This is a genomic window from Candidatus Syntrophosphaera thermopropionivorans (assembly GCF_004353895.1).
GTDB classification, from domain to species: Bacteria; Cloacimonadota; Cloacimonadia; order Cloacimonadales; family Cloacimonadaceae; genus Syntrophosphaera; species Syntrophosphaera thermopropionivorans.
Window position 1 is genome coordinate 22,281 of sequence record NZ_SMOG01000019.1, and the last position, 9,093, is coordinate 31,373.

Annotated in this window: 7 protein-coding genes and 1 pseudogene; all 8 read left to right on the forward strand. The window is 36.2% G+C overall.

All coding sequences use genetic code 11. From position 1 onward, the window contains the following. The first annotated feature begins 9 nt into the window (after positions 1-9). Positions 10-1,365, forward strand: a complete 1,356-nt coding sequence (murD, locus tag E0946_RS05700) for a UDP-N-acetylmuramoyl-L-alanine--D-glutamate ligase (RefSeq protein ID WP_133201504.1) — start codon at positions 10-12, stop codon at positions 1,363-1,365. Further along, positions 1,352-2,488: an FtsW/RodA/SpoVE family cell cycle protein gene (locus E0946_RS05705; RefSeq protein WP_133201505.1), complete on the forward strand. Its 1,137-nt coding sequence runs from the start codon at positions 1,352-1,354 to the stop codon at positions 2,486-2,488. Before murD ends, E0946_RS05705 begins: the two co-directional genes overlap by 14 nt. A gap of 60 nt (positions 2,489-2,548) precedes the next feature. Further along, positions 2,549-3,652: an undecaprenyldiphospho-muramoylpentapeptide beta-N-acetylglucosaminyltransferase gene (gene murG / locus E0946_RS05710; RefSeq protein ID WP_133201506.1), complete on the forward strand. Its 1,104-nt coding sequence runs from the start codon at positions 2,549-2,551 to the stop codon at positions 3,650-3,652. A gap of 4 nt (positions 3,653-3,656) precedes the next feature. Then, a complete protein-coding gene (gene murC, locus E0946_RS05715; protein WP_133201507.1) occupies positions 3,657-5,075 on the forward strand; it encodes a UDP-N-acetylmuramate--L-alanine ligase in 1,419 nt (472 codons plus the stop codon). 36 nt (positions 5,076-5,111) lie between these two features. Then, positions 5,112-5,894 (forward strand): cell division protein FtsQ/DivIB, encoded by a 783-nt coding sequence (locus E0946_RS05720; protein ID WP_133201508.1) that lies wholly within the window; start codon positions 5,112-5,114, stop codon positions 5,892-5,894. Position 5,895: 1 nt separating this feature from the next. Further along, positions 5,896-7,173 (forward strand): cell division protein FtsA, encoded by a 1,278-nt coding sequence (gene ftsA / locus E0946_RS05725; protein ID WP_133201509.1) that lies wholly within the window; start codon positions 5,896-5,898, stop codon positions 7,171-7,173. 11 nt (positions 7,174-7,184) lie between these two features. After that, on the forward strand, positions 7,185-8,375 hold the full coding sequence (gene ftsZ / locus E0946_RS05730) for a cell division protein FtsZ (RefSeq protein ID WP_133201510.1): 1,191 nt from the start codon (positions 7,185-7,187) through the stop codon (positions 8,373-8,375). Between the two features lie 466 nt (positions 8,376-8,841). Continuing rightward, positions 8,842-9,093: pseudogene (locus E0946_RS07335) on the forward strand (hypothetical protein); the annotation flags it as partial.

Below are 9,093 nucleotides of genomic sequence, written 5' to 3' on the forward strand. Positions count from 1 at the left end.
GAGAATAAATTGTTCAATCCCAAAACCTCTTATGCAATTCTTGGACTGGCACGAAGTGGTATTGCTGTAGCTTATAAAATCAAAGAATTGGGTGGCACTGCCTATCTAAGCGATATTAAAACAGAAGAACAGATAGAATATGCTGAAAAATTAAAGCAGGATTTTGAATGTGAGTTTGGTGGTCATACCAATAAACTTTTCCAGTTTGAACAGTGGATAGTGAGTCCAGGAATTCCGCTTAATTTGCCTATCATCCAGAAAGCTAAACAACTTGGAATTCCCTTGATTTGTGATATAGAATTTGGCTATCAGATTAAATCGCCAGATAGCAAAATCATTGCAGTAACTGGTTCTAATGGCAAGAGCACAACTGTCTCACTTATCCAGCACATATTACAACATATGGGTTATAATAGTATCTTAGCTGGTAATATTGGTAATGCTTTAACTTCCTATCCAATAGAAAAACCTGGAATAGACTTCATCGTGCTGGAGCTAAGTAGTTTTCAGCTGGATTTAATAGATACTTTTAAACCTGATGTAGCAGTCTTATTAAATATCACTCCAGACCATCTGGATAGATATGATTCTTTTCAGACCTATATTGATTCCAAATTCCATATTTTTATGAATCAAAATCAGGAAGATTTCGCTGTTATTTGTCTGGATTCCGAACCTATAGCAGAAAGACAGTACCGGATTAAAGCTCAATTATTACGCTATTCTTTAGAAAAAACACCTCCTGATTGTGAAGCTTGGCTAAATCAGGATGCCATCCAGATTGGAGTGAAACATAAACTTTCAGTACGAGATTTGAAAATTCGTGGACCTCATAACTATGCTAATACTATGGCAGCTCTTTTAGCCGTCAATGCTTTAACTCATAATCTTGATGCGGCAATGGAAGCAGCCAAAACTTTTCCTCCTTTGCCTCATCGTCTGGAATTAGTTGCTAAAGTTAACGATATAGCCTTTTATAACGATTCCAAGGCTACTAATACGGATGCAGTTAAATCTGCCTTAAATGCTTTTGACCAGCCAGTTAGAGTGATAATGGGTGGTTCGGATAAAGGTGAAGATTTCTCTGTGCTTACTCCTCTTTTAAAGAAAGTGGCAAAAAAGGTTTATCTAACTGGAGCTACAGCAGTCAAGATGTATGAAATTTGGAAAGATGATTTGCCTCTGGAAATAATCGATGACTTCAGCCAATGCATTCATAAGGCATTTTATGATTCTGTTCCAGGGGATATAATCTTACTTTCTCCTGCCTGTGCAAGCTTTGATAAGTTCAAAAATTATGAAGAACGCGGAGAAGTTTTTAAGCAAATAGTCAATTCTATAGCCCGGGAATATGAAAAAGAATAAGAGTATTCAATATATTGTCTCCTACGATAAAGTGATTTTAATCTGTTATCTATCACTTTGTTTGATTGGGATTTTGATGATGCTGGATATTACTTCTATGCAATCTATGAGTATGTTCTATCATCATCTTGTTTATTTGATATTCTCAATTGCGGTTCTGGGAATTATTTTCTATTTCCTTGACCTGGAAAAACTTCGTCCTCTAAATATTCTGTGGATTATCCTTTCTATCGCTTTATTAATACTGGTTTTAATATATGGTTCCACTGTAAAAGGGGGAAAAAGGTCTATAAGATTTGGTCCCTTAAGCATCCAACCAAGTTTTTTAGCAAGATTAGCCCTAATCTTCTTTTATGCAGGGTTTCTGGCTAAAAAGCAAGCTATAATTAACACTACAAATTTCCCGGAACTATTAAAGGAACTTGCTCCCTTGCTTGTTTATACAGCGATAATTTTTGTTCTTATTTTTATGGAAAAACATCTCAGTACTTTAATTGTTGGATCTGCCACTCTTTTAGGAATGCTCTATTATGCTGGATTGCGTAAACGATTTGTACTGGCTATTATCATTGTCGGCTTAATTGCTGGAATCTTCATTATAAATAAGGGAGATGAGTTCCGTTCTGCGCGAATTGAAACTTATAAAGTCTATTCTCTATTCAATCCACATCGTCCTGAGCCAGGAAATTCTCCTGATGAATATCAAGTACGAGAAAGTTTAACCGCACTAACCAGTGGACAAATTATTGGTACAGGTGTGGCACGTGGTAGAGCCAAGCACAACTTTCTTCCTGAAGCCAGAACTGACTATGTTTACTCTATTATAGGGGAAGAGTTCGGTTTTATTGGTGCAATTATCGTTTTAGGTTTGCATGCACTTCTCTTTTTCCGTATTTTAAAGATAGCTAGTGAACAAGACAATCTTTACTATAAGTACCTCTGTGTGGGTATTGCTTTGAATATATTTTTAAATGTTTTATTAAATACAGGTGTGGCAATGTCTTTATTGCCTCCTACAGGAAATACTCTTCCCTTTATCAGTTACGGTGGAACAGCACTACTTATTGATTCTATGTCTATAGGTGTGGTGCTTAATATTAGTGCTAAAAGGAGACAACTGTGAAGTCCTACTGGATATCTTATATTTCCCAGATTGTCTCTATAATCTCACTTAATTTTGGAAATGAATAATCTATCTTCAAATCAAAATCTTAGGGTTCGCATCCTTTTTGGCTGTGGAGGCACTGGAGGTCATATCTTTCCTGCTATAGCCCTGGCTCAAGAATTTAAGAAACTTGGTAATGAAGTTATGTTCATAGGAAATAGAGGCGGGATGGAAGAGCATATTGTTCAGGAGGAAGGTTTCCCCTTTAGAGCCATTAAAGTGCAAAAGTTATATCGGAAGTTTAATCCTGCTAATCTCTTATTTCCTTTTCGTTTGGTTTCTTCTTTGCTTGAAAGCAAGAAAATAATGAAGGATTTTAAGCCTGATGCTGTCATCTGTACTGGAGGTTTTGTCTCTGGACCTGTAGGTCTGGCATCAATTATTATGAAGATTCCACTTTATCTTCATGAAAGTAATAGTTATCCTGGACTTACCACTAAATTTCTTGCACCACATAGTCGTATAACTTTCACAGTTTATGATAAAACTAAATCTTTTCTAAAGAAAAGCCGAGTCCAAAAAGTAGGTGTCCCTCTTGCCGAAAAAAAGGAAAAAGCTACTTTATCAAGTTTAACTGAGATTGGACTTAATCCTGAAAAGAAAGTTATTTTAGTTACAGGTGGAAGTCAGGGTTCTCAAGCTATTAATTCGGTAATTGAAAAAACACTACCTCAAATTATAAAAAGAGATTGGCAATTAATCTGGCAAACAGGTAAGCAAGGATATTCTAATTATGCTAATAAATTCTCTAACCTTTCAGGGGTTTATATCTTTGATTTTTCACCTTTGCTTTCTTCTTTTTATCGTTTTGCCACTTTAGCTATAACACGTGCTGGAGCTATAACTATAGCAGAATTGGAAGCAAATGCAGTTCCCGCAATTTTGATTCCTCTTCCAACTGCGGCAGAAAATCATCAATTTTATAATGCTCGGGAACAGGAAAAGAAAGGAGTGGCTATTCTATTACCTCAAGCTGAATTAAACACACAAACCCTTTTGAATTCTATGGATAAAATCCTGAATAATTATGACTTTTATAAAAATAATCTGGAAAGTCTTCCACCCAATACAGCTAAACAGGATATTATTCAGGCGATTCTTAAAGATTTAGGAAAGGAGTGAAAAAATGTTAGGAAAAACCAGAAAAATACATTTTACTGGAATCGGCGGCATTGGAATGAGTGGAATCGCTGAATTCCTGCATAATCAAGGTCTGGAAATAACTGGTTCTGACTTAAAAAAGACCGATATCACCAGGCATCTGGAATCTCTGGGAATAAAAATAACTGAAGGTCACGATCCTGCTCTGGTAAAAGATGTGGATGTGGTAGTCAGATCTTCTGCTATAAAAGATGATAATCCTGAAATTCAAGCAGCAAAAGCATTAAAAATCCCCGTTATACGAAGAGCTGAAATGTTGGCTGAAATTACCAGAATGAGTTTCTCTATTGGTATTTCTGGAACTCATGGAAAGACTACCACCACCTCTATGACTGGATTAGTGCTGGAAGCCGCAGGTCTGGATCCAACTATCATAGTCGGTGGAAAAATCAAAAACTATGGTTCTAATAATGTGATGGGTTCGGGACAATATATTGTGGTTGAAGCTGATGAATATGACCATTCTTTCCTTACACTTTCACCTTGTATTGCTGGAATTACCAATATTGATATAGACCATCTGGATTGCTATCAGAATCTTGATGAGATAAAGAAAGCTTTCATTGAGTATGCCAATAAAGTTCCTTTTTTTGGTAGCGTAATCGCCTGTCTGGATGATCCTGGAGTGCAATCTATCCTGCCTGAAATCAATAAAAGAATCGTCACCTATGGTTTTTCAAGACAGGCAGATATCCAAGCACAAAACATCAAAATGAAAAATTTTATGGCAGAATATGATGTCAGTTATAAAAGTTATCGCCTGGGCAGAATTAATCTAAAAGTCACCGGAAAACATAACATTTTAAATTCTCTTATGGCAGTAGGGATTGGCTTGGAACTGGATATTCCTTTCAAATCTATCAAAGAAGGTCTGGAAAGTTACAGTGGTGTATACAGAAGATTTGAACTGAAAGGAACAGCTAACGGAATTACAATCTATGACGATTACGCACATCATCCTACTGAAATAACTGCAACTCTGGATGGATTTAAAGAAGGCACCAAGCGTAGGATTGTAACACTTTTCCAACCTCATCTATATTCTCGCACCAGAGATTTCTATAAAGAGTTTGCTAATGCCTTTTTTTCCTGTGATTGTCTCATTCTTGCACCAATTTATCCTGCAAGGGAAGAACCCATTGAAGGAGTGAGTTCCAAACTGATTGCGGATGCGGCTATCCAATCAGGTCATCATAATGTCGTTCTCATAGAAAAAAATGAAGATATTGTGCCCTTAACTTTATCGCTTTTAAAGCCTAATGATATTTTAATTACTATGGGTGCAGGAAATATCTGGCAATATGGTGAAGAAATTTTAAGGGAATTAAAGAAAGCTGTTGACAAAAATTCTAAGTCTGAAAATGATAAAAACTTAGAGAAGTAGATTAAAAATTTAAAAAAACCGTTTTATAGACCTAATATGATGAAATATAAAGAATTGCAAAAAGAAGTCCCTAATCGGAAAAGACGCGGTCATAGCCGTTACTTCATCTATTTTATCCTGATGTTGATTGGCTTAGCTGCTTTTGTCTATGGCGCATATTATCTGTTTTCTACGGTTAGCTGGTTTAATATTGAACAAATCCAGATTTCTGGCAATTCTACTGTTTCAGATAGTTTATTGATACAAGCGACGCAGTCTTTTAAGGGAAAGAATCTGTTTTCTATCAGTAAAGATGAGGTTATCAGTAAAGTTAAAAAGTTTTCACGAATCAAGGATGTAAAAGTGCAACGACGTCTTTTTCACACTCTCAATATAATTGTAACCGAACGGAAAAGCTGTCTTTATGTTAAGACTCTGGAGGGTGACCTCTTCCCTATTGATGATGAAGGTGTAGTTCTGGAAAAATTTGGCTCAGTTTATAATGAAAATTTACCCATAGTCAATCTTCTAATAAATAATGCTGATATTCATCCTGGTAAACCTATAAAAAATGCTTCATTAGCTAAAATTCTTGAAGTACATCATCAAATTAAGACAGAATCACCGGAATTCCTTTCCAATATTTCTGAATATTACACTATTAATAACACAGTCTATATAATAGATGCGCGGAATGGATTGCGGCTTATTCCAAGCACCAAAAATCTTGCCCGTCAATTATCTCGTTATGAGTTTGTTAAAGATAATGGTAATGTTAGCAATAATGCCATTTTAGACCTTCGTTTTGACAATCAAGTAGTCGTTAAATCAGGAAACTGAGATGAAACAAAATATTATTACTGCACTGGACATTGGCTCTTCTAACATTCGTTGCATAATTGCCAAAATAAAGACTCCAGAACATATAGAAGTCCTGGGTATCAGTCAAAACCCTTCCGAAGGGATAGAAAAAGGCATCGTAAAAGACATTCAAGCAGTGGCAGAAGCAGTCAAAAAAACCATCAAAGAAGCAGAAAATGCCGCTTCCACCAAAGCTATTAATATATTTACTAATGTTACTGGTGAGCATATTCGCACCGTATTAAGTGATGGACGCATATCTATACCCACCAACAGTCCTAATGAACCAGGTGAAATTACTCAAGAACATATAGACCAGGTCATTGCAGATGCACGTAATAGTGTTAAAATTCAGAAAGGGTTTGAAAGGTCTCAAATCTTACATGCTATTCCTCAATGCTTTATAATTGATGGACAAGATGATATTCGCAATCCCATCAGGATGACTGGGTTCCATTTAATGACCAAAGTACTTACCATTTTTGGTGAAGTTACTCCTCTGCGAAATCTCGCTAAATGCATAGAACTTGCTGGTTATGACCTTGAGCCGGATAATTTTATCCTAAATCATATAGCCATTTCAGAAGCTGTGTTATCTGATGATGAACGTCGTCTGGGAACTTTACTCATTGATATTGGTGGTGGAACCTGTGACCTAAGTCTTTTCCATCGTGGCGTTCTGGAAAAAGTGCTGGTCGTTCCTATGGCTGGTGCAGACATAACTGAGGACCTGGCTATAGGATTGAAGACAACGCTTTCTAATGCTGAATATATCAAAACTCATTATGGTGTAGCGCTTGCCAATAGTGTTGACCCAGATATGGAAATTGAGATAGAAGGAATCAGTGGAAGAGCATCTCAAAGAAAATCTCAGCTTCTGGTTAGTCATGTAATTCAGCATCGGGTGGAAGAAATGTTGACCCTCTGCTATGAACATTTAAAAAACTTTTATACACCAGAACTCGTTACCGCAGGAATAGTTCTCACTGGTGGTACTGCAAAGTTACAGGAAATTGATGCAGTGGTGAAGAATATATTCAATCTTAATGTGAAAATTGCCACTCCCAATCTAAATAGATTAAATGGGTCTATCAGCAGACTGGAAGATTCTGATTTTGCTACCTGCGTCGGATTGCTTTATTATGCTGCATCTTTGGACCGTGATTATAAAAATGCTGTTCGTCTTCCCGGTAATTTTCAAGCTTCAAAACTATTAGATAAAATAAAAAATATAATTAAGGAATTTACAAGCTCTTAAAGGGGGAACAAATGATTGAATTTGATGAAAAACCAGGTCAAATCGGCACTAATATCAAGATAATAGGTGTTGGTGGTGCAGGTGGAAACGCAGTCAACACGATGATAAGCAAAGAGTTAACCGGTGTGGAATTTATCGTTGCCAATACCGATAATAGTGATTTAATGAAAAATAAGGCTAAGATGAAACTACAGATGGGTAAAAAACTCTGTGGTGGTTTAGGAACAGGCGCCAATCCTGAGTTGGGAGAACGAGCCGCGGAAGAAGCTAAAGATGAGATTAAGAGCCATTTGGAAGGCGCTGATATGGTCATTATCGCTTCAGGAATGGGTGGTGGAACTGGAACTGGTGCATCTCCAATCATTGCAAAACTGGCTAAAGACCTGGACATACTTACACTGGCAATTGTAACCACTCCTTTTCCATTTGAAGGTTCAAAAAGAATGACCAATGCCAAGGAAGGGATTAATAAACTTGTGGAATATGTGGATACTCTTATCGTTATTCCTAATTCCAGAGTTAGCGAAATCTATGCAGATAGACCTCTTCTGGATGCATTTGCTATGGCAGATAATGTTCTTTATGAAGCAGCTAAAGCAATTTCCGATATTATCAATATTAATGGGTTGGTTAATGTAGACTTTGCCGATGTTAAGACTGTTATGCAAAATGGTGGTTTTGCTCTTATGGGTTCAGGTGTTGGAGAAGGAGAAAACCGCGCTATTCTTGCAGCTGAAGCAGCTATTAACAATCCTTTACTTAGTGATATTAGCCTTCAAGGATGTCAATCTCTGTTAATTAATGTCTCCGGAGGGAAAGACTTTAAAATGAGTGAACTGGAAGAAGTTACAAGTGTAATCGTTAATGTAACCGGTTCAGATGCTAATATTATTATGGGGGTTATTATTGATCCGGATATGGAAGAAAAAGTTACCGTCACTATCATCGCTACAGGTTTGCAAAATATTACTCACCAAATCGGTGATTTTATAAGTTTATCGCAGGGAATGGTTAAACCAGAAAAACATACAAAAACCGCCAATCCCAAATATCCTACTGAAGATGAAATTGAAGATATTTTCCATGTTTTGAACATTAACCAGACTGCCCATAAGGAAGAAGACACGGAAAATAAAAAGAAAGAACCTGAAAAACTTAACCCGCGCACCGATTTACCTTCTTTCTTGAAAGCTTTAGATTAATTATCTTATCCTCTACTTACTAATAAAGTGGGTACCTTGCCCACATAAACCACCGGCAATCCCCCTACCGGTGGTCTCTTTCTTTTTAGTAAATACTTTTTACCTTATCTATTTGATAGAAATATAATCCTTATACCCAAAAAATTAAAATTGATATAGCTGAAGTGTCCTTCCGAATTCCAGATTTGGTGGTAAATTGGATAAATATATAAAGTCAGATGAAAGAATTTATCCAAATCAAGTCCGGAAACCTTGTATTTCCTTAATCTCTATTCAATAATAAATAATTATCAACCATCTTAGATATTGATATATTTTATATCACCACTTATAAAACGAAAATGTATCCTATCTCTTAAATCTAATTCTCCCCTGGCTCTCTCTTAGCTCTCTCCCGTTACCGATAACAAGTAAGAGATAGGAAATCAACAAGATAGCAATTTGATATAAAAAATATGTCAAATATTTGATAGATATATTAAAGCTAATGGTATGGTATTTAGAAACTTATAAATTGCCTAACCATTTAAATCTTGCTGATAATTGTAAATCACACTATAATGAAAAAATTTTGGGAATTTGTTCTACATCTTTCTCGCTTTATAATTTGGTTAGTAAAGGGAAAGGGTATCCCCTACCCGGAGATAATAAATATGACCAAAAGAAAACTTATAAGAAAAGAAAGGATATGCAAGAAGTGAGGAAGCAGAAGAGAGTG